General features: G+C 53.8%; 23 protein-coding genes and 1 pseudogene. 12 read left to right on the top strand and 12 right to left on the bottom strand.

Annotation, left to right across the window (positions count from 1 at the left end; all coding sequences use genetic code 11):
- Nucleotides 1–146: 146 nt before the first annotated feature.
- Together ACFQJD_RS16910 and ACFQJD_RS16905 are read left to right on the top strand one after the other, a co-directional pair.
- Complete coding sequence (locus ACFQJD_RS16910) at nt 147–965, top strand: SWIM zinc finger family protein (RefSeq protein WP_379799762.1); 819 nt, start codon at nt 147–149, stop codon at nt 963–965.
- A 112-nt stretch (nt 966–1,077) separates the two neighbouring features.
- On the top strand, nt 1,078–2,382 hold the full coding sequence (locus ACFQJD_RS16905) for a tyrosine-type recombinase/integrase (RefSeq protein WP_122105616.1): 1,305 nt from the start codon (nt 1,078–1,080) through the stop codon (nt 2,380–2,382).
- 6 nt (nt 2,383–2,388) lie between these two features.
- Here ACFQJD_RS16905 and ACFQJD_RS16900 read toward each other — a convergent pair whose 3' ends face one another.
- From ACFQJD_RS16900 to ACFQJD_RS16880, 5 genes are all read right to left on the bottom strand, one after another.
- Entirely contained in the window at nt 2,389–2,631 is a 243-nt protein-coding gene (locus tag ACFQJD_RS16900; protein WP_122105615.1) for a hypothetical protein, read from the bottom strand.
- A 23-nt stretch (nt 2,632–2,654) separates the two neighbouring features.
- Complete coding sequence (locus ACFQJD_RS16895; RefSeq protein ID WP_379799760.1) at nt 2,655–3,026, bottom strand: hypothetical protein; 372 nt, start codon at nt 3,024–3,026, stop codon at nt 2,655–2,657.
- A gap of 836 nt (nt 3,027–3,862) precedes the next feature.
- Nucleotides 3,863–4,507, bottom strand: coding sequence for a DNA-directed RNA polymerase subunit epsilon (locus tag ACFQJD_RS16890; protein ID WP_122105613.1), 645 nt, complete (start codon nt 4,505–4,507; stop codon nt 3,863–3,865).
- A gap of 325 nt (nt 4,508–4,832) precedes the next feature.
- Nucleotides 4,833–5,486: a site-specific integrase gene (locus ACFQJD_RS16885; RefSeq protein ID WP_162498061.1), complete on the bottom strand. Its 654-nt coding sequence runs from the start codon at nt 5,484–5,486 to the stop codon at nt 4,833–4,835.
- Nucleotides 5,487–5,666: 180 nt separating this feature from the next.
- Nucleotides 5,667–6,038 (bottom strand): hypothetical protein, encoded by a 372-nt coding sequence (locus tag ACFQJD_RS16880; protein ID WP_136516503.1) that lies wholly within the window; start codon nt 6,036–6,038, stop codon nt 5,667–5,669.
- Nucleotides 6,039–6,300: 262 nt separating this feature from the next.
- Between ACFQJD_RS16880 and ACFQJD_RS16875 the strand changes: the two genes are divergently transcribed.
- From ACFQJD_RS16875 to ACFQJD_RS16850, 6 genes are all read left to right on the top strand, one after another.
- Complete coding sequence (locus tag ACFQJD_RS16875; protein WP_004594151.1) at nt 6,301–6,507, top strand: hypothetical protein; 207 nt, start codon at nt 6,301–6,303, stop codon at nt 6,505–6,507.
- Nucleotides 6,508–6,509: 2 nt separating this feature from the next.
- Nucleotides 6,510–7,298 (top strand): site-specific integrase, encoded by a 789-nt coding sequence (locus tag ACFQJD_RS16870; RefSeq protein WP_080509722.1) that lies wholly within the window; start codon nt 6,510–6,512, stop codon nt 7,296–7,298.
- A 212-nt stretch (nt 7,299–7,510) separates the two neighbouring features.
- Complete coding sequence (locus ACFQJD_RS16865) at nt 7,511–8,344, top strand: GNAT family N-acetyltransferase (protein WP_379799758.1); 834 nt, start codon at nt 7,511–7,513, stop codon at nt 8,342–8,344.
- 62 nt (nt 8,345–8,406) lie between these two features.
- Entirely contained in the window at nt 8,407–9,237 is an 831-nt protein-coding gene (locus ACFQJD_RS16860) for an IS5 family transposase (RefSeq protein ID WP_379799756.1), read from the top strand.
- A gap of 692 nt (nt 9,238–9,929) precedes the next feature.
- Nucleotides 9,930–10,547: a tyrosine-type recombinase/integrase gene (locus tag ACFQJD_RS16855; protein WP_122105609.1), complete on the top strand. Its 618-nt coding sequence runs from the start codon at nt 9,930–9,932 to the stop codon at nt 10,545–10,547.
- Between the two features lie 26 nt (nt 10,548–10,573).
- Nucleotides 10,574–10,921, top strand: a complete 348-nt coding sequence (locus ACFQJD_RS16850) for a hypothetical protein (RefSeq protein WP_122105608.1) — start codon at nt 10,574–10,576, stop codon at nt 10,919–10,921.
- A gap of 2 nt (nt 10,922–10,923) precedes the next feature.
- Here the strand turns inward: ACFQJD_RS16850 and ACFQJD_RS16845 are convergent, their stop codons facing one another.
- Nucleotides 10,924–11,760, bottom strand: coding sequence for a DUF6036 family nucleotidyltransferase (locus ACFQJD_RS16845; protein WP_122105607.1), 837 nt, complete (start codon nt 11,758–11,760; stop codon nt 10,924–10,926).
- The gene (locus ACFQJD_RS16840) at nt 11,757–12,707 is read right to left on the bottom strand and encodes a helix-turn-helix transcriptional regulator (protein ID WP_122105606.1); all 951 of its coding nucleotides are present in this window, start codon (nt 12,705–12,707) and stop codon (nt 11,757–11,759) included. The genes ACFQJD_RS16845 and ACFQJD_RS16840 overlap by 4 nt, the downstream gene beginning before the upstream one ends.
- A 156-nt stretch (nt 12,708–12,863) precedes the next feature.
- Here ACFQJD_RS16840 and ACFQJD_RS16835 point away from each other — a divergent pair.
- Both ACFQJD_RS16835 and ACFQJD_RS16830 read left to right on the top strand, forming a co-directional pair.
- A pseudogene (locus ACFQJD_RS16835) lies at nt 12,864–13,438 on the top strand (hypothetical protein).
- On the top strand, nt 13,431–13,868 hold the full coding sequence (locus tag ACFQJD_RS16830; RefSeq protein WP_004594159.1) for a hypothetical protein: 438 nt from the start codon (nt 13,431–13,433) through the stop codon (nt 13,866–13,868). Before ACFQJD_RS16835 ends, ACFQJD_RS16830 begins: the two are co-directional and overlap by 8 nt.
- 400 nt (nt 13,869–14,268) lie before the next feature.
- On the opposite strand, the gene ACFQJD_RS16825 is transcribed toward ACFQJD_RS16830, so the two are convergent.
- From ACFQJD_RS16825 to ACFQJD_RS16810, 4 genes are all read right to left on the bottom strand, one after another.
- On the bottom strand, nt 14,269–14,895 hold the full coding sequence (locus tag ACFQJD_RS16825) for a tyrosine-type recombinase/integrase (protein WP_379799754.1): 627 nt from the start codon (nt 14,893–14,895) through the stop codon (nt 14,269–14,271).
- Nucleotides 14,896–15,069: 174 nt separating this feature from the next.
- Nucleotides 15,070–15,867: a hypothetical protein gene (locus ACFQJD_RS16820; protein WP_379799752.1), complete on the bottom strand. Its 798-nt coding sequence runs from the start codon at nt 15,865–15,867 to the stop codon at nt 15,070–15,072.
- Nucleotides 15,864–17,372 (bottom strand): hypothetical protein, encoded by a 1,509-nt coding sequence (locus ACFQJD_RS16815; RefSeq protein WP_379799750.1) that lies wholly within the window; start codon nt 17,370–17,372, stop codon nt 15,864–15,866. Before ACFQJD_RS16815 ends, ACFQJD_RS16820 begins: the two co-directional genes overlap by 4 nt.
- 109 nt (nt 17,373–17,481) lie before the next feature.
- Nucleotides 17,482–17,826, bottom strand: a complete 345-nt coding sequence (locus tag ACFQJD_RS16810; protein ID WP_122105603.1) for a hypothetical protein — start codon at nt 17,824–17,826, stop codon at nt 17,482–17,484.
- A gap of 76 nt (nt 17,827–17,902) precedes the next feature.
- On the opposite strand from ACFQJD_RS16810, the gene ACFQJD_RS16805 reads away from it, so the two are divergent.
- Complete coding sequence (locus ACFQJD_RS16805) at nt 17,903–18,433, top strand: hypothetical protein (RefSeq protein WP_122105602.1); 531 nt, start codon at nt 17,903–17,905, stop codon at nt 18,431–18,433.
- A 116-nt stretch (nt 18,434–18,549) separates the two neighbouring features.
- On the opposite strand, the gene ACFQJD_RS16800 is transcribed toward ACFQJD_RS16805, so the two are convergent.
- Entirely contained in the window at nt 18,550–18,984 is a 435-nt protein-coding gene (locus ACFQJD_RS16800) for a hypothetical protein (RefSeq protein WP_379799748.1), read from the bottom strand.
- 262 nt (nt 18,985–19,246) lie between these two features.
- Between ACFQJD_RS16800 and ACFQJD_RS16795 the strand changes: the two genes are divergently transcribed.
- On the top strand, nt 19,247–19,672 hold the full coding sequence (locus ACFQJD_RS16795; RefSeq protein WP_238987657.1) for a hypothetical protein: 426 nt from the start codon (nt 19,247–19,249) through the stop codon (nt 19,670–19,672).
- The last annotated feature ends 334 nt before the right edge of the window (nt 19,673–20,006 follow it).

Here is a 20,006-nt window from a genome sequence, read left to right as displayed (position 1 = left end):
GAGTTGGAGATTGCCGTCGACCGGTATGTACTCAGTGTCCTCTCGCTCGGGCGGGGAGCCGAAGCGGCTGGAGAGTGTCGACGAACTCCGAGCCGAAAGAGCAGTTAGAGAGGACGGCGAACGACCGAACCGCAGCGCCATAGTACATGAACCTCGACGAACCGAGTATTCGTGACACCTGTACCGACGCAGTGTTCGAGCGCGCCCGGGCGTATCGCGACAGAGACCGCATCCAGCGACTAGAACGGTTCGAAGACGCTCTCACGGCCGAGGTTCAGGGATCAGAACTATACGACGTAACGGTCGAATTAGCTGGGGATCAAGTCGAGACACAGTGTACGTGTCCCTACGCGGGGCGGGGCAAATGCAAGCACGTCGTCGCGGTTCTCCTGGACGTCGTCCACGATCCACCCGAGGATGAGAGCGAACGCGTCGACGCCGTGCTCGAAGACATCTCCTCCGAGGATCTGTGCGCGTTCGTGCGCGACGCGCTCGTCGAGGACTCACGACTCCGCGAACGATTCCTCGTGCAATTCGGCGAGTGGCGCGAATCCGTCGAAGACTACCGCGACGAGATCGAGTCGCTGTTCGAGAAGCACGCGCATGACTACCCGGGCGTCACCAGTGCCATCGACTTCTCGCACTTTTTCGACCTCGCCGAACGGCACCGCGACCGTGAACGGTATCTCGCCGCCGCGACCGTCTACCGCGCGCTGTTCGAGACCATCGACGAGAACGTAGGCCGCGTCGACGGCGCGTACGACCACTACGCGGAGGCGCTACGGTCAGCCCTCGACGGATACGTCGAGTGCGTTCTCGCCGCAGACATTTCGGACGAAGACTGTGAGCGATACGTTGCCGTTCTGGAGAAGCGGATAGTAGAACACGGTGGCAACAGGGAAGCGTTCGAGCGCGCGCTGGACGAGCTCGATGATCGCTGTGGACGTACCCAGGACTCGCAGTGACCATAACGGCAGAACTACCGGATAGTCGCCTTCGACGCGAAGTGTGAGAAGAGCCAAGGGCCGGCTTTAAGGCTAAGCCCTAAAGCCCTGCGTATATACTATATAAACACAGATGGGGACAAGAGATCAAATCGAGAACCTACAAGAACGAGTCAAGAAACGATCAGGTCTGTCCGACGAGGAGCCTGATGACGAGAACGCACCATCGATCTCAGAGGACGACGCAGAAGTGCTTCTCGAATTCAGTCGACAGCTCGACCTGCTCAGTTCGAAGTACACCGATTACCGGCATCTCAAACTTCTCCGCCACTGCGTCATCATGGCAGAACAAGTGGGTGGACTGGCGGACGCATTAGAAAGTCGAGACGCTGCCGAAGAAGTCGTCGTGTGGATCAATAGAGAACGAGGTGTTCCGGAATACAGCGAAGAGACGAATCAAGATTACCGTGTCGCACTACGAATCTTCGGGAAGCGAACCCTCAAGATGGCCGACGACGAGGTGCCGGACTCGTTAGCGTGGGTCCCGACAGGCACGAGCAGTTCGTACGATCCCTCACCCAGTCGATCGGATATGCTTGACTGGGATGAAGCAAAGGGGATGTCTATTGAGGGCACAGAGAACTCGCGGGACAAGGCACTCATAACGGTTTCCCACGAACTCGGCCCCAGAGGGGAAGAGATGCACGGGGTCCGGATTGGGCAAGTGACCGATGCAGACCATGGGATACAAATCAGTCTCGACGGGAAACAAGGGGAACACTCGGTTACCCTAATCAACAGCGTCCCCTACCTGCAACAGTGGCTCAACGATCATCCTGCTCCAGATGACGACGAAGCCTACCTCTGGTGCAACCTCAACGATCCGTACGATAACGCGAGTTATCAGACCTTCCTCGAACGGTTCAAAGAAGCGGGACGACGGGCAGACATCGACAAACCTGTCACGCCAACGAACTTCAGGAAGTCGAATACGTATTGGCTCGCCAAGCAAGGAGCGAACGAGTCATTCATCAACGATCGCCAAGGCCGAAAGCCGACTTCCGATCACGCGCGACGATACATCGCAGAGTTCGGCCCCGAAAACGAGAACAACCAGTACGCGGAGCTCCAAGGGCTTGATGTCGAGACGGAAAAGACGGAAGACCGGACACCGATCACCTGCCCCCGGTGCGACAAGGAGACTCCCCGCGATGAGCCGTTCTGCGTCTGGTGCCACCAAGCGATGGAACCCGAGGCCGTAGAGGAACTCGAAAAGGAAGAATCCGAGCAACGCCGGGAGTTACTCCGAATCGCCAAAGAGAACCCCGAGCTGTTAGAGGCGGTAGAGGAGCTTGAGCCCCTGATAGAGTCCTTAGGTGGAGATGCACAGGTCATCGATACTGCCAGACAATTCGTCGAAGCAACTGAGGGAAGCTAAGTCGATCTACTCTTTCAGTCGCTTTACGAGGTCCCCCACCTCAACATCACCGGTGTCGACCGACTCAGTTCCTCTTTCCATCTCGGTTCCCGGAACCTCGACATCTTCGTTCACGACAGGTGTCTGCCCCTGTCGGTCGTGCAAGGCCCGTTCTGCATCCCCGAACGTTCCGGGCATCGACTCACCGATGATGTGTCCGTCGCCGCCTCGGTATCCCCAGCCGTTCGCATCCGTATTGTCGTGATGCATAGTGTCTAGTTGATGTTGGTCGCTTACTCTGGCCGCCAAAACTCGTTCGCCCAAGACTTCTCGACCAGTTTGAGTTGGATCTCCTCGCGCTTCTCGTAGGTCTCGTCAATCCCACCGAAGTAGTAGCCGACACCCTTCTCAAGCTCAATGTCTGCAGTCCAGACCGTGCAGACTACTGGTTCCCGTGTTGTATCGTCACTAAGCCTCACACGCTGGTACGGCTGATGGGACGCGACATCTTCGAACCAGTTGACGAACCCTTTCGTCGTCACCCAACCGTTCGTGCCGTCGAGGTCACCAAGTTCTACGAACGGGGGCCCACTCATCGCTCTCCACCTCTGACCAGCGTCACCCCACCTGTTGTTTGTCGAGTCGGGAGCGGTGCGTCGCACCATCGGCAGGTGCCGCTCGAACGGAGCGGGTCGTAGAGTCCCTCACAGCTCGGACAGGTCGAGAGGCCGTTCAGATCGATACGGCCGTCATTGTGCAGCACGGTTCGAAGGACTCCTGCTCGTTCAACGAGGAGCGCATCGTAAGGGACATACAGACGTGTGCTATCGGCGTCGCACTCGGGAGCATGTACCGGGACAGCCGACTTCCAGGCTTCCACAAGCGGGAGTTCAGCGGGCGTACGGTCGTTCCACTGGTCGATGGCGTGCGGGCGATTGATAGGCGGTACGTACGACTGGTCGTGTACGTAGTGGTTTGGGTCAAACATCGGTGGATGAAGATTCCCTGTGCTTCAACGGGGGTACTCAGCCAGTTATCGCGGGATCGCTGGACAGCGTCGCCACTGGGCGTGAAGACTAAAGTCGGAGAGAACAATCGCTATCGACGACTGTTGGTCGTCAGGTTAGTCACGGCTCTTCGGGATGAGGACGGTGCTGAGTATCGACCGTTGAACACTTAGGGGGTACATCGCGCGGGAATCAGGCGCGCGTGTTCACAAGTACAATTCGCGGATAGTTGCTGACTCGCCGAACCCCTTGAACAGGACTTTCGTGCGGGCGTATTCAACCGTGTTAAGTGGTAGACTCAACAGGTGAATTTCTTGAAGCCGTAAGGCTTCAAAGGGGTTGGCCATTTCGGCCGCGATAAAGGCCGGCCAGAGACTTCCCTATCGGGGAACCACTCTGACCGAACCGCCTCAATCACGCATATTGTCGCAAGAAATACTTAAAGAAATACCAACACCCCCTCGAAAAGGACAGGTCGAGCAATCATATGAGAACTACCGAAGGGGCTGGTTCTCCCGTTCGAAATACCCGATTCGCTTGAGTTCCGCTTTCACAAGTTGGGTCACACTGTAGTGGTCGTCACCGGAGACCCCATACTGTGTGCAAAGGTCTTGGAAGTCTTTCTCCTGGCTGAATCTTTTCGGAAACTCCTGCTGGCCCACCTCGGAGAGATCGACTTCGGTTGGGTCGTTTCCTTGCAAGAAGTAGCGCCTACGCTCACGATCAACGACGATCCCGATTGTACAGAGGGCCACTTTCTCAATCTGCTTCTGCTGGCCGAAGCGGTCGAGATTCATCTGGCTCATCGCAGAGACAGCCCGACGTTTCTGATAGGTTGGAACATCAAGGGTTGAACTGAGTGATTCGGTGATGCGTTTCTTATCACGTGCGGCTTCACGCGCACTGTGGTCTCCATCACTGTGGTGTCGACCCTCGTTCAGTCTGACGAGTCGTTCAATGTCTCCGTTGGCTGTGCCGATTCCGACTCGTGTTTCCCCAAAGGGATCATATCCAGTCGTGTAGGCATCGGGTTGATGGTCACGCAGTTGCTGTGCTGACGGAACCATCTCCGGTTTTTCATCGATCTCTTGGTCAGTCTCGCTCGTCTGTTCATTAGCCTGTACGTGTTCACGAGTCATCGGAATTTCCGTACTTTCTGTTGGGAACTAAGGCAGTCAGCTTAATTTTGGCCATAGCTATTATATAAATGGTATATTTGAGTGCTTCAACCGGTTAGCTACCTTGCAAGGACTTCAGGACTGCAGAAGGGATGTTAATCATCTACTCTATCACAGATGCTTGTGATTCGAGGGTCTTGGAGAAATTGGCCCTGTTGTAGAAGCGACTGAGTAATCGACAACGATCACTCTGGTCCGGAACGCGATTGACTACTGCTTGCTGTTAGGCATCGAAATATAGAGAAACTGAAACTTGGTTCGCCAGTTCGCTGCAGAAAACGGCTTATCAGCGACTAAGCCCACACCAGATACAGGGTCGGTTTCGTAGAGTCCATACTCCACAATTTGGACACCTGATACAGAGTTGGGGTCTACTGTCTTCATCGAGGTCACCATCTTCGGCTGTTTCTATGAGCTCCTTTGGCACCTGGGGTCCCCATCCGAATAGCTCCCGAAGGCGGTGAGCTCTCAGACCCGATTGGGCGATCAGCAGTTTCGCTCGTGATCGACGAATATCATGCAACGTGAACTTTGTCGGGACATCAGAGCGTTCACAGGCACGATTCGTAATGTCATATAACATCATATAGGGAATACGTTTGTTTGAATCGATTTGTGTCCAGATTGGCATCTCCGAGGAAGCATCCTCTAGTGGGTCGGCATCCGGAGCAAGCCATTCAGTTACTGGATGTTCTGCTTGTACCCACTGTTTGAAGTACGGCATCGATTCGTCGAGAGTGAGTAATCGTTTCTGACCATCTCGACGAGTAATCAATATGGCAACGTGGTCGCCTCTGTCTTCCACGTCACCGAAGGTGAGCCGGTGAAGCTCAGATGGTCGTGCGTGCGACTCCCACGCGACTGCTACGAGCGCTTTATTCCGGATGTGGATGTCCGGATGTTCGAGGATCGGTGCGATGTGGTCTTCCCAGCGGACCATAGTCCCCTGGTCGTCATTCGGTTCTGTCATAACGCACCCTATCATTCGACCCGGGGGATAATTCCCAATTCGTGAGTGAAATCACTTCAGCAACAAAACATTTAAAAACACACGGGTCGCCGTGTCATCTTTCAGTGATAAAAAGCATCAATATACGAGTCATTCGCCAGGTAATGGACATTATGAGGACTTAGAATCGGTATTTGGCACGTAATGGTCAACATTTGCTGTATCGGCATGTGATACATCTGGACTGTTTCTGTCTCGGATTCTATTTTTCTGAAATTGAGACAGCGATGAAGTACACAGTTCCCATCGTTTATTTCCCTCATTATCGAGCTTGTGATTAACGATGCCTGCATCTTCTGCTGCTGAAAGTAGCGAACTCAAGGATGCAGTAGAATACTCTCCGCCTTCAATTATTTCCTCGGCACCGTATGAGTCATCTGCAGTGATCGCATTGACTTCGTCTCGTAGTTGATTAAACGCGCAACTGTGATCTTCTGCATTCAGCAATACTTTCAGCACGACCTGTGCGTATTTGTACTCCATTACTTTCTCGAACCCACTATTGTCCATTATAATTCAATTTATCAAGTCTATACGTAAATAAGCTAGCCAGATGTGGGATTGGTGAGTCCAAAGACGATCCTGTACGGCCTAGAAATACTTGGGAATATCATAAATTCACCGGGGCATATTCTGTGGTTAGAGAGGTTCTCTGTCGTGTTTTTATCTCAAACATAAATACATTACTTTGGTGAAGTCACTTCTTTCTGATAACTCAGAATACTACACCTCTCCTAATTAGAGTATGACCGAATACGAGGACAGCAGCCTCTCACCGGGTGAATACGTACGAGAAAACAAAGAACAACTCGAACGGTTGATCAAACACAGTAACAACGATTTCGTTCGGGCGTTAGCGATAGCGGCATTCGTCGAATACGGAGAGGATGCATCAGTAGAGTCCATCACGAAAGATTTGGAGCGAATCAAAGAGTTGGAAGAGGTTCAGTAAAGATGAGGTTGGCCCCCCACTCCAACTCAGACGGCTATCGAGTCTTTATGGAGCCGCATGAATATGAGACAATCATCGAATGCGCATCCCGTGATCGAGCGGAGATCGCCTTTCGACTAGGTGGAGAATGCTCCCTGAGAAAGAAAGAGGTTCTTGAGGTAACGCTTGATAAGATTCAGAAATCCCGAAGCCCCGGTGTAGAGATTTTCTTTATGCGCGTATGGGGAAAGGAAACACGGAAAGAAAATAGCAAGAAGCCACGGAAACCCTGGGTCCCCAACTCATTACGTGGGGACATCGAACGGTACAGCAAACGGAAAAACATTAGACCGTCATCTCCTCTCTATCCGAACTCCAAAGGAACTCTTCAAAACGATATGGTGGATGCACGGGAACTGGCAGCCAACAAAACCGGTGATGATGATTTCCTCGAAGTGACGTTCCATGACTTCCGGCGATACTTTGCAACCAACCTTTTCTACAGAAAGGGGATCAATATCGAATTCATCGCAGCACTCGGCGGGTGGGAAGATCCAGATTATATGAAAGAAGAGTATCTGGACCCCTACTTCGATGACGTTATCGAACGACACCTGGCCCAGAAAGGAGTGCTCGACATCGAGACTGACCATCAGTCTGACTTCGAAAAAGTACTCAGCAAGATGAACGAGCTGGAAAATCGAATTGATACTCTTGACCGAACCTTAGCAGCAGACACTATAGAGGTCGGATCTGAAGAGCTGGAGACGGAAGAAAGCGATGGGGACCACTCGTTGGAAGAGTTCCTCTGATTTCCTTTTCCTGAGTAACGTCACCGGGAATCTACTCCCAACAAAACCCCGACAGACTTGTCTCCGTAGATCAAACTCAGAATGACCGCACAGAAGTGGGAACAGAACGACCGGATCTTGTTACCAGGTTAGGAACTACTCAACACCGCGATCTGGCGTTAGAAACCGTGTGGGCGGAAGGTTTACCGCCGGTCCCGCAGGCCTCTAGAATGATGACTATACTGGAAGGAGCGACGCGCTGGGGCTCTGGCGAACCGACAACTGTTCAGGATGCTGCCGTCACCTGCTCAAACTGTGGCGAAACCGTCTTTGCGCAAACGGTCGGCGATGTGACGTGCGATGCCTGTGACGCCGCGTTCTATGCCACCGATCATCGTTCGGAAACGTGCTCAGCGGTAGAGTGTGCAGATTGCGGGGAAGTAATCTCGTTTATCCAAGAACATCGATGCACCATTGGCGAGTGGGACGCGTATCATTGCCACCACTGTACGAAAAACATCGCCATCGAAACCGACAACGGGCCACAGCCACCAGAGCAATTATTACAAACAGACTGGGTGTTGACTGGCCAGCTGCCGGATGATCCAGGAACAGATGTCACCGACGGGGTGTGGATGACGCGCCCCCGAACTGCACGAGAGGAATTTGCAACGAAAGTCCTGAATGCCGAAGCGAAGGCGAACGATTCCAGCTTTCACGCCTACGTCCCTGGGGAGACAAACGCACATTTGTGTTTCAATGGGGAATACTGTATCGGCTACATCACATGGAACTACGATAGCGACCAACCGGAACTCGGGCAGTTATACATCTTACCGGAGTTCCGTGGACAGGGTATCGGATCTGCATTCGTTGAAGCGTGGCTGGACGACATCGCCAATTCGGATGCACGGTTCAACGTCAATAATCCGAATGCCAATATGTTCCGGCTGCTACGAAGCATCGGCGCAATTGAGGTCACCGAGGAAGGAATGGAGTTCCATAGATGCGACATTACAGGCCACTGGTTTGATGTGCCTGATGAATGGAAAAATCTGCTCTGTTGAATCCGCAGAAGGCGGCGTGATTGCGTCGCTCTGAAGGCGGAAGCGAAGCGGAAGAGTCGAATGTGTCCAAACTCCTCTTCCGCTTCGTTAAGCAAGCCGCGTCGCTGGCTCAAAAGCGCTGTGCCGCCAGTCCAACGGCGGTGAGTGATCCGACTGGCCACGGATTTCCCGGCTGGAAGCATGTGATGCTCCACTTTTTGCGGGTTCACATGGACGCGACGTACCGCGAGATTGTGGATTGGGCGAGTGAGATGGATCGCGTTCGTGGTCTGTTACAGCTCGCTCGGACGGCATTTCCCGCACCCTCAACGCTGTACCGGTCGTTCGAGAGGGTGCCCATGTCGGTGTGGCGCGGCTTCCTTCGTGAGTCCGCGAACATCTGCGATCCGGGCTCGCACGGTGCCATCGATGCCACGTTCTTCGACCGCGAAACGGCATCGAGACACTACCAACACCGCTCGGATCGCCACATACGCACGCTCAAAACGACGGCGCTCGTTGATACAGACTCGTGTACCATCCTCGATATTCACTGCTCGGCACACTGGCCTCACGACACACAAACTGGCCGTCGAGTCGCCCTTCGCAACACCGGGAAAATAGAGAGTCTCGCCGGCGACAAAGGCTATGACGACCAATCTCTCCGGGACGCCCTCCGATCAAAGGGCGTCCGGCCCTTGCTGCGTCACCGGCTGTTTGCTGCGTACGATCATGCACACAACGCACGGTTGGACAGCGAGTTATACGGCCAACGCTGGATGGCCGAGACCGCCTTTTCGGCCATCAAGCGTCGGTTCGGTCCCGCTGTCCACCCTCGCGCGTGGTACCGCGAGTTCCGCGAGCTCGTGTTGACCGCCGCAGTCTACAACCTCGAACAAGCACTCAAACAGTGACCCCGACGCCGTCATCGGATTCAACAAAGCAGAAAAATCAGTCACCTAGTACAGACTGAACTATTGAACCCAAACCGTTGAAAGATCTCTATGGCACCCTCACCATCAGGCTGTCCAGTAGCAGAGAAAGTGGGTCATCATCAGGAACGCTCAGAGTTTAATACGAATGGATTAGCGGAAGTTAAAATAAGAATACATTAGGACATTCTGTCATATATTGCAACCGGCCGAATGACGTGTTTACGTGGTCACTCATAATATAGAGAAATGCAAAAACTGCCCGAAGAGGCCGACCCAAATCAGTTTTGTATTCTCCTATATTATCGAATTATAAACAACAATAGGGGCGCTATCTCCCAAATTATTCATTTTTCTCTCTTGTAGACAACACGGGATTAATCAAATAACCAATATATATTCGAAGAAGGGTTTTGTATAGTTTATTGGTCTAATGATAGGCCACCAGCAGATAGATTGAGTGCTGATTATCTATTCCGAATCGTCCAAAGCGCTACGGATTGCGCTGGATGGACGGCCGGTCAATTCCACAGTCGACCGGTGAAATAGTCATTCGTAAAGGGTGGGAGACACCGTTCAGTTCACACCAGTCATATGAACTTTGGAGTTTATTTATGGACTCCAAAGTTAAGGTGGTCGAGACGCATAACAGTATATAAAGAGGTGCTACCAGAATGAGTGAATCTGCAAACTCCAAAGTTCGGGCCAAAGTCTGGATGACACCAGACCAAGTCGAGACACTCCGCTCGGCATCCTATCGGACTGGAGCAGAATATCTACAGCAACGGAACGAGGCCATCATCGCGTTTATGTACGATACTGGGCTGCGGGTCGGGGAACTCGTTCAAGTCGACGTGAGCCTGCTACGGAACGGAAATAAGGAGCTCTATCTTCCTACGGAGATTCAGAAAGACTACCCGAACGAGAACTCGCCCCCACCAGTAACACTCACCCTCTCAAACGATACCACGAGACTCCTTTCAGCTTACCTCAATACCCGGTGGAAGGATTCACCGGGTCTCTTCCCGTCCCGTTCTGCGGATCGGATCTCCGAACAAGGCGTGCGGAATATGCTACACAAGGTTGCTGACGAGGCCGGTGTCCAACCCTACAAGGTCGATGGTAGTCGGGGCGACGCCAGTGACGTAACCCCACACGCTCTGCGACACAGCGTGGCATATCGAATGATGAACGACGAAAAGGGGAACACGCTCTATGATGTTCGGAACCGACTGCGCCACGGAAGCATTCAAACGACTGAGCGAATCTACGACCACCTACTGAAAGTCTGATTCACCTACGAAATCAACGTAGACATATGTGTACAGACGGGGAATACCAGGTTCGAGAAAACACCGGAAAGACATCGCATCCATCGATTGACGCAGTCATCGACCTCGCGGTCGAACGAGCTGCTGATCCACGGCCCCGCAACCATCCAGACGCTCATTTCGACCAGTACATCTCCAACGCCATCACCCAATTCGGAGAGGACGACGTGGCGAGCTGTATCCGGCATACCCTCGTCGACGGCTACACGCACCGCATGGCCGGGACGGCCGCCTTCGGTGAGGATGACTACGTCTGGGGGATCAACGTCGGTGTCGCCGCAATCGCCTATCTCAGAGAACTCCACCAAGAGAAAGGGTCATCTGACAATTCATAACGTCATTCGGTGAACGCATCTCGCTTGCCCGTATCAACAAAGCCTGAATCACTCTGCTCGACATACCCGTAGGCTTCGAGTTGATCCAACTGCTCGACGACGTGATCCAGATCGAGGCCACGTTCCTCTGCAATCGCCTCAACGGACATCGGCTCGTCTTCACTCAACACGAGTCTGACTTCTAACTCATCCATATACTGCGCGTAGTACTCATCAATGACCTCTTCAAGCGGTGTTTGAACCTCGTACTGGTCGTATAATTCATCCAGCGATTCACGGATATGGGTCGTAAATTGCTTCCCATTCAGCAACTCGATCTGTGCTGCGGTTTCATGCTCGATGGCGTCGAAGTCGAGATTCGTTTGTACCAGTGTATTCATGTCATCGATGTCGTCAGGGCGCTTTGCGACTGCTTTGAATAGGAAGATGTCTTCCAGCGCCGTTAACCGGACGGACAACTGCCCAGATGAGAGATGGTCCTCGCTCCGGTGTTGCATCCCATCGCTGAAGATGAGTTTGTTGGCAACCTGCCGATTGAACACATCTATCCGACACCCATCGTCGTTCTCGACACACAACCTCGCCCCCAACTGCTGGTACGTTTCGTCAAGGTCTGAGACTTCCTCGTATCCCTGGTTATCTAATGCGGCGAGTAATCGGTCGAACTCCACCTCGGTCGTGACGACCAAGTCGATGTCCTTGGTCGTGTCCTTCAGTCCTCGGAACGCCATCGCCCCGCCACCGATGAGAAAGGCTGTAACCTCGGTGTTCAGAGCCGCTCCAAGTTCCTGCAGTTCGGCCTCGATATACGCGGCATCGAACTGGGGGCGAGGCGTCATACAGATATGTCGTAATCAGCCGCGTTCGATTTGAACGTGTCCCATTCAGGAAGCTTCTCCCCAGCCACATCACCGCTGGTTTCGAGGTACGTACAGAGCGCCTGAACGGTTTCAGTGAGGTTGAGGTCGGATTCTCGATCGTACCGGGCTGCAGTCTCCGTGAGTGCCTCTGCACCAATCTCACTGGCTGTGATCAGTAATAGACAGTATGATCTGTACCGTGCGCCATCATCAATGAGGAGCAAGTGACAGACAAGGTCTTCCGGAGTGAGTTCGGTTCGATCCTCGGAGCGGAAATAGTACTGCTCTTCCCGCGTTAACAGCGGGATTCCGTATTGTTCGAGTGCATCCGGACCAGTCCGATGAAAGAGTGACGCAGTCACGTCCGTCCGGCAACTGAACAGGTACTCATCAACATCCATCCAGATGAGACGGACACCAGTAGCGTGGTCGCGTGCTTCCTGTCGATGCATATGGCGTACCAGCGACCGTGCAAACGCAGCCAATCCCTGGAACTGACTCGTCAGTGCAAATCGGCTATCGCGTTTCGTGACAATACCGACGTTTCGTAACTGTTTGAGTCGCCGGTAGACCGTTGCACGACTCACATCAGTCCAATCCGTGAGTTCCGCAGCCGTTCGTTCAGTATCCAAATGGTACAGGAGTTGGATGGTCGACCCAGCAATCAGGCCAGCGAAATCGACGTGCGGGAATTCACGTGCGAGGTCTGCAAACCGTTCAGCCGGTTCAGCGTTCGACAACGAAACGCGGTATCGACCGTGTTGCTGCTCTCTGGTAATCAGCCCGAGCTCGGCAAGGGTCGAGACCACGCGAGACGTGTGACTCGGATCCCACTCAAGCGCATCAGCTAACTCCCGCTGTACCACGCCATCCACTCCCTCGGTACTGAGGTATGAGAGGACGGTGAGTTCCGGTTCAGAGATCATCTTGTCTCAAATCACGAAACCTATATATAAATATCTTGCTTGTTTTGAGATACGGTCTATCCAGCGATGTCGTGAACCCAGCTAAAGCAGAAATAATTCAGCGTTCCATAGATATATATCGCCAGAGCAAGTAGCTACAGCAACGGACCCCCACACATGGATCTCACAGACATCCCCGGTGATGCATACGACGGCGAGGAGTCACCGCCTGATCTCGACGCATTAGAATCGCCTGACTCGCTTCTCAAAGGTGGATCAATCCGAGAGCGGCTCCTCGACGTTGTCATCGGACTGCGGACGCCGACGAAGGTCTCGACGATCGCCGATCGTGCCGATTGTGACACCGAGACAGCCCGGGACTACCTGAGTGGTTCGACGAGATGGGGATGGTACAGCGACACGACGGTCGTCCAGTCCGGTACGAACGCAACGACGCGTACTTCCAGTGGCGACGCATCGACCGGATCCGCGAGGAATACTCCGAGCAGGAGATCGTTGACGCCCTCGACGACACGCTCACCCAGATCGAAGACTACAGAGCGCAGTTCGATGCAACGCACCCGGACGATGTGTCCCTCGTCGACGCCACCCAGGAGCAGAATCTATCCACCGAAGCAGCTTGGGAAGCGCTCTCCGAGTGGGAGACACTCGAACAGCGAGCCGCGCTCCTCGACGAAGCACGCGGAAACAATCCAGTCGCCGGTAGCAAGCCCGGTCCAGTCGATGCCTGAGGACACGGCAGACCCACCCAGTCGCGGCCCCATCGATGCAGAAATCCTCGATCGGATTGCTGCCCACCTCGCCCGTAGTGATCGGTTCGACGACATCCAGACACGACCGGAATACGCGCCGAACGCAGTCGTCGCTGACTACGATCTCGGATACTTTCCAGGCGGCGTCACCCGTGCGTATCTACGAATCCGCTGGTTCGAGACCGACGACTTCAGCATCCATTATTCGGAGCAATACCAGACCGGTAACGAGTGGGAGTGCCGATGGGATCGGCACCCCAATGACCATAACACCCGCGAGCACTTCCATCAACCCCCAGATGCGTCGACACCCGGAGAGGATGCCGACTATCCCGACGACTGGCGAGATATACTCGCAACCGTTCTTACCGATCTCGATGACCGAATCAAAGCCTTCTGGGACGAGTGACGATCCGACGGGGGAAACGCCTACAGCGCATCAAGCACTCGGCGCTATTGACCCGTCTGCTTCTGGAAGACGCGTATAGCCAGGGTTCTCAAGCATCGATACATACGCCTGGTCAATATCCCGGCCAGACAGGTGTACATATCGTCCTGGGACTCGGGAGCCTGGAACCCATCCGAACCACGCGCACATCTGCGCTTCAGTGAGGTAATTCGCCAGGTACGTCGCTCGGCTATGTCTGAAGTGATGCGGATTCACCGGTTTCTGAATCCCGGCTTGTTCGCTGCACGATCTAAAATCCGCAAACGAATGTACTGGTAACTGATTGTCTCATCTGGAGACCCTTGCTTCGTGTCGATTTTACACCAGAGTGGCGCGTCAGGGCGTTGGTTCGGGTGTGCTGTTAGCCATGACTCAAGATACGATTCAGATTCGAGGAGCAAGAGTCGGCGCGACCCGGTTTTCCCCGAGACAACCATCTGTTTTCCGAGTCCCGTCTGTTCGATATGCCCAACTTCAGGTCGATGAGTTCTCCGATCCGCGCTCCGGTTTCCCATAAGACGGCTACAAATGCACGATCACGGTCGTTATGACACGCTTCCAATAGGGCTTGAACATCTGCTGGAGTGAGCAGACTCTGGGGCAAAATCCGTTTTTGTTCTACGGGGCCCCGTCGAATCCACTTCGTCTCCTCAGGGTCTTCTCCATCATTCAACCACTTCCAGAACTGCTTGATCGCTTGCTTGTAATCAACGACAGTAGAGGAAGACGTTCCACGTGTGTACAACCACGCGACTAAATCAACGATCGCCTCTTTGTCCAGATCCACGAACCGTGTTTGCCCCACGTGATCTGTGATGATCTTGAAATGGGCAAGCACCTTCTGCTGTTGCGCCGAACTAATATCTGCAAGAACCATATCCCGGTGATACTCGGCTATGAGCTGCTTATTTTCGGGGTGGATGTGGGTGGCCGACTCGATATACGCTAATGTTCGATTCACCGCTGCCTCATAATCCATCGTAGGCATACCGCTCGTGAAGGTATCTATGGAGATAACGCGCGCGGTGAATACCTTTCTCGTGTTCGACAGTTCAGGGCGCTACAATCGAATTCTTCCCCAGATATAGGCGAAACTGATTCTCAACGTCGACCTACAGCGATAACCGTCTCAAAGAGGGAGCAATCCGTCATTGTAGGAGTATCAGCTGAACAATCCTCGGACGCGGCCAATCACCCCGCCACTACTCTCTGACTCACTTGTTTCCGCTCCTGTTCCTTCACTCACCCGTCCATCCAATTCAGCGCCAGCTGGCGGCTCTCCCAACCAGTCGAGGAACTCGGCAGGTGATTTGATCAGCAGATCGCGTCCACGGCGTTCAACACGCGCAACGGTGGGCGGATCCCGCGCATACGTGTAGGTATCCGTCGACATCTCTTCAGGGAACGATACACGAAGCCGATCGCCTTGGTCTTCCGTCGTAATATCCTCTCGCTTGAGCAGATCGAACCAGCGGTCACGACCCGCATCATGCTCTTGTTCGGCGGGGCGTCGTGGGAACCACTCCGGTACGTCACGACCAGCATACTCGTAGAACTCCAGCATCACGGCACGTGCCGTCCGTAACGCATCGTCATCATTCGAAAGCGTCAGCTCTCGGGTCAGCATTTCGTGGGTGAACCAGAGGAACAGCGGATTATCCTGCTCGATCAGCCGGTTGACCTCGGCCTCACCCTTGTAGCTCGTGTCGAAATTCACGTTGAAATGCAAAATCTTCGAGCGATTTCGGAACCACTCATCCGGCCGTTTGTCGTTACTAATGAATGCGAACAGCGGGAAGCTCGCTTCCGGCGTCCAGTTCCCCCAGTAGTTTCGGAACGTATCCAACCGGTTCACGGTATCTTTCGTGATGTCGTCGACGACGACAGGGAACGCAGTATTCGCAGACCGCATTCCCCGTACTTTCCGCTTCCCGACCTCGTCGGCATCAACCGGATTCACGACTCGCCCCCGCTAATCATCGACAGCACGAACTGTGCGAATGTTCCTTTCCCGGCGTCCGACTCACCGTAGATGTAGAGGTTCGGAAGCGCCTTGTCAAGGTCAATCCCGTACTGATCGTAGAATGCTGCATCACGGTTCGCAAACGGTGCCCAAAACATCCACAGCAACGCCTCGGTCATGTGCGCTTTCACGGCGTCTTCATCGTTGCAATTCCCGTACTTGTCGACCGTCTCAAAATACCCCTCTAAATCGGACAGGGCGGTATCAACGACATCTGGATCGTCAGGCAGCGGCTGTCCTACCCGGTAGACCCGCCCATCAGTATGGAAGCTCAGTGCACGCCCGAATTCAACCGGAGCATTATCACCTGTTTGTGCACGCTGGACACGCATTGTCGGCACCTCATAGACATCGCGCTTGTACTGCTGGACCGCCTGTGGCGTCGTCGTCAGTGAATCACCGGAGAGAGACGCGTCGTAATCAGTCATTCGAGACAACGCCTCAATCGCATCCTCGCTATGCCCCAGCAATGAGAGGTTGATTCGCGTCTCACTCTCGTCACCCGGATCTAAATCCTCTGCTGATCCCTCACTCTCACCGTCATCTGACTCGTGTTGCTGCTCGTCGACTTTCTCTTCAGCACCCTCACTCAGCTCCGTCTCATCGCCCAGTACCAGATCGACTTCATCCACCTCTGACTCAATCCGCTCATCAAGCCGTCCGTGAAGCTCGCCTACTTCATCACGGGTCTTCACCTTCCCCTCAGTGTACAGCGAGACCACCTCTGCCCGGTCATCAGATGTCCGTTCCAACCGCTCCGTAAGATCATCGAGAAACGGGCCGTCGTTATTGTAGGACCGGTGCTCTTCATAGAAATCGACGAGCTCGCCCCACAGCGATGTGTCCGTCGCCGTTTCGAATACGACCCCGGTATTCGCCTGCCGCGTCCACGCGTTACTCGACAAGTTCGGGGACCCAACGATCGCCGTCGCTGGCCGCACCGTCTCTGTCTCCGCAGCATCCTCTGACTCGTCTATATCAGTTCCACCGCCACTTGCAGTCGAGTCCGAATCGGTCCACTCGAAAGTTTGCTGGGATGCATCAGTCTCGTCACTCCCGTCCGAGTCGTCACTTTCAGCGCTGTATTCGATCAGGTAGAGTTTGCTGTGTACTTCTTTCGTCTCGCAAAGATAGATCACTAACTTATCGTCTCGTTTGAGCTGTTCAAGCCGATCTGCAAGTTCTGGTTTATCGATGAGTCGCTCCCGATAATCCGCAACGTCACCCGCGACTACTTCCAATTGTTCAAGCGACTCAACGCGGTCAAACAGTTCAAGGATGAACTCCGGTGAATCACAGTACGTGACGACACGCATCCGGACAGCGTCCTCAAAGTACGTTTCGAACCGCCCGTAGCTCCTGAAGAGTTCAACGTGTCCCGTTGTCTTAGACCTGCCGCCCAGCGGGAGATCAAACTGCTCCGCCATAATGTTCGTTACCACTTACACAACTTGGTCTGATAACCGTTCACCTCAGAGTGGAACAAATGATCGGAGCCAAAACACTCTCAATCCAGGAAGCCGGGTTCCGTGAACTACTCGGTATCCGCCTCTACCTGTACGAAGACGACTGGCGAAGGCATCGTTCCGCTCGATATTTCAGAGTCTCGCGGGCATAGTACGCGCCATCCCGCTCGCTTTCCGCAACTCGCTCAAACAATTGCCGCGAAATCTGCTTCGTGACGATCTCACCATCCTTAACCATCCAAGCGAACGGTTCGTTCGGATCAAGGCCCCACCGTCGGAGTATCTCCCCGTCGACCCGCAACGATTGGACAAGCTCGTCACCATACTCACTGGCTTTCTCTCGGCTCAAAACCAAGGTATCGAGAACCCCATCATCGTGCGGCTTCGGCGTCGCCCACTCAACGGTCCATTCCGAGTCAAGGTCGTTCATCACTTTATCAGACATCTGATCTACAAAACGAGCGGGCCACAGTACATATAACCCGATTGCTCTCCTCACGGCTCGTATGCCAGCAACACAAACAATCGACGTGTTTGACGGGTTAGAATTTTATGTCGAACCCGCCGAAGCACCGGACCCGGTCTACTATACGAGCGACAAACCCGAATTCGACGTACACATCCGGAACAAGGACGCAAAATACGATTTCAGTGAAGAAAGCGCGTTCACATGGACAATTGAAACGAACCCGATGCAAGTAGTGCATACCAACGAAGTCGAGTTCGGCCCCTTGGACCGTGGAGAGGAAACGACGGTTACTGTCGGTGGGAAAGTTCTAGCGTACGAAGGCCACGGGGTTTTCGGTATTGCTACCGGTGGGGCGTCAGGAAAGAGTGGTTCCGACCGCCGAGAATTAAAATCCGGACGTGCAAAATCAGCTGACCCAGCGTACAGTTTCCACGTGTGGGACAATTCGCATTACGACGCGTCGATCCGGCAGCCGAAGCGGCTGCAGTTAGCTATGTTCGGCACTTCGGTGCTGCTAATCTTATTCGCGGTTGTTCAGGTGCTACTAGCCATAGGGATCGTGGGGTAGACGCCGGTTGGAACGCGACGGTCAGCGTCGTTCGAATTTCCCGAGTTCGAGATCCACGTGCTGATGTACTCCGTACGGATCGATGAATTCCATTTTCCTGGTGTCGATGAACCGACTTACTTCGCCGTGCCAGGTCCCCAGTGAGCGACATCAATCCCGAGCTCTGATTCGAGCACTACTCCCCCGACGAAGTTCACTGTCCCTGCGACGAGCAACGCGAGCCACCAATCCGTTGGTGCCGCGAGGATAACGACCGCGACCGGGAGCGACGCGTACATCGTGAACGCCGGTACACGGTACAGCTTCCCGATCTCAGCATTTACAAGATACGCAAGCATCCCGTACACTCCAAGAATCAATCCGAGGTCACCGTACCAAACGAGGAATCTTGGTGCTGTCTCTAAGCCCAGAAACGACATATTCAACGCGAGAACGTTCGTGAATGTCGTTACTCTGGACACGTAGTATTTCTCGACCACGATCCCAACGAACAGCAAGGCGAATATCGGAAGATTAGCCCCGAACACCCTAGTAAGCGCGTCAATCAGCATATTTGCTGATCTCTCTCATAGATGCATTATTGTTGGGCAGTGATGATAGAGTGAGATTGGCAGCTCACGCCGATGTTGGCTGTGCTGGATATATCCTTGTATTTCCCACGCCACCTCTATCCGTTCGTGGGGCTTTCAACAGAGCCGAATATAGCTCACTAATAGACGCGGGTTGAGGATCAAGACGCTCTACATCAAATAGTAATCCCACATAGAGACGGGTGTCCGGTTCTACAGAACGAAGTCTAACCGAAGTCGCCTCGTGTCAGGGAAACTGATTACTGTCGTCCCAGTATACCTCGTCCCGATGCCCCAGATATTCGAGTTCCATTGTACGAACCCGGACTGTGAGTTCGAGATGCCGTCCGGCTGGGGATACTATATGTACGCAATCGCTGACGACGGCGAACGCATCCATTGTCCACACCCTGGAGAGATGGGACGAGCGCGAGACGTGATCGGCGAGGACGCGTCCCAGGAAGAGATCGACCGTCGCACCGGGTTCAATACCTACTGCTTCTGTATCCACTGCGAAGCGCAGGTGGATTTAGATCTCGACCGGGATGAGAAGGCGTGTCCGGAGTGTCGATCAAACGCGGTCAAGACCATCGATGAACTTGTTGACGAACAATGCCCCGTCTGCGGGGAAGGGACATTCGTCGCTGAGGATACCGGTGCAATAGCGTAGTTGCGCCAGTAGGATATTATAAACGAGTGCCCGTTTCCATATGAAGTTTAACTGGATAGCGAAACGGAGAGTTCTCTATGGAAAGTGAATCGAACACCCGGGTATTTCGGCGCAGGATATGAGAATACAGAAGGGCCGATAGCAGAGTCACATTCGGGCAGCCAGACTCACAGCACGCCTGTATCATACATATCCCGGGAATATCAGGCGTATTCACTAAGTGAGTGATTGTGGCGCGTTTGTGGACGGCCTCGTACCAACAGCTCATATTCCCCCATCGGCACTGGCAGTGCCCCCGTCCCAGATAGCTGAGAGAGTTTCACGGCGGTGAGCG

This window comes from Haloplanus sp. GCM10025708 (assembly GCF_042663985.1).
Taxonomy (GTDB): Archaea; Halobacteriota; Halobacteria; order Halobacteriales; family Haloferacaceae; genus Salinirarus; species Salinirarus marinus.
Note: the sequence above shows the minus strand (reverse complement) of the source record. Positions and strands in the feature narration are given on the sequence as shown.

Excerpts from the sequence above, each read along its gene's own strand:
- ACFQJD_RS16910 (WP_379799762.1), top strand. The coding sequence starts at position 147 with ATGAACCTCGACGAACCGAGTATTCGTGACACCTGTACCGACGCAGTG.
- ACFQJD_RS16905 (WP_122105616.1), top strand. The coding sequence starts at position 1,078 with ATGGGGACAAGAGATCAAATCGAGAACCTACAAGAACGAGTCAAGAAA.
- ACFQJD_RS16900 (WP_122105615.1), bottom strand. The coding sequence starts at position 2,631 with ATGCATCACGACAATACGGATGCGAACGGCTGGGGATACCGAGGCGGC.
- ACFQJD_RS16895 (WP_379799760.1), bottom strand. The coding sequence starts at position 3,026 with ATGGTGCGACGCACCGCTCCCGACTCGACAAACAACAGGTGGGGTGAC.
- ACFQJD_RS16890 (WP_122105613.1), bottom strand. The coding sequence starts at position 4,507 with ATGACTCGTGAACACGTACAGGCTAATGAACAGACGAGCGAGACTGAC.
- ACFQJD_RS16885 (WP_162498061.1), bottom strand. The coding sequence starts at position 5,486 with ATGGTCCGCTGGGAAGACCACATCGCACCGATCCTCGAACATCCGGAC.
- ACFQJD_RS16880 (WP_136516503.1), bottom strand. The coding sequence starts at position 6,038 with ATGGAGTACAAATACGCACAGGTCGTGCTGAAAGTATTGCTGAATGCA.
- ACFQJD_RS16875 (WP_004594151.1), top strand. The coding sequence starts at position 6,301 with ATGACCGAATACGAGGACAGCAGCCTCTCACCGGGTGAATACGTACGA.
- ACFQJD_RS16870 (WP_080509722.1), top strand. The coding sequence starts at position 6,510 with ATGAGGTTGGCCCCCCACTCCAACTCAGACGGCTATCGAGTCTTTATG.
- ACFQJD_RS16865 (WP_379799758.1), top strand. The coding sequence starts at position 7,511 with ATGACTATACTGGAAGGAGCGACGCGCTGGGGCTCTGGCGAACCGACA.
- ACFQJD_RS16855 (WP_122105609.1), top strand. The coding sequence starts at position 9,930 with ATGAGTGAATCTGCAAACTCCAAAGTTCGGGCCAAAGTCTGGATGACA.
- ACFQJD_RS16850 (WP_122105608.1), top strand. The coding sequence starts at position 10,574 with ATGTGTACAGACGGGGAATACCAGGTTCGAGAAAACACCGGAAAGACA.
- ACFQJD_RS16845 (WP_122105607.1), bottom strand. The coding sequence starts at position 11,760 with ATGACGCCTCGCCCCCAGTTCGATGCCGCGTATATCGAGGCCGAACTG.
- ACFQJD_RS16840 (WP_122105606.1), bottom strand. The coding sequence starts at position 12,707 with ATGATCTCTGAACCGGAACTCACCGTCCTCTCATACCTCAGTACCGAG.
- ACFQJD_RS16830 (WP_004594159.1), top strand. The coding sequence starts at position 13,431 with ATGCCTGAGGACACGGCAGACCCACCCAGTCGCGGCCCCATCGATGCA.
- ACFQJD_RS16825 (WP_379799754.1), bottom strand. The coding sequence starts at position 14,895 with ATGCCTACGATGGATTATGAGGCAGCGGTGAATCGAACATTAGCGTAT.
- ACFQJD_RS16810 (WP_122105603.1), bottom strand. The coding sequence starts at position 17,826 with ATGAACGACCTTGACTCGGAATGGACCGTTGAGTGGGCGACGCCGAAG.
- ACFQJD_RS16805 (WP_122105602.1), top strand. The coding sequence starts at position 17,903 with ATGCCAGCAACACAAACAATCGACGTGTTTGACGGGTTAGAATTTTAT.
- ACFQJD_RS16800 (WP_379799748.1), bottom strand. The coding sequence starts at position 18,984 with ATGCTGATTGACGCGCTTACTAGGGTGTTCGGGGCTAATCTTCCGATA.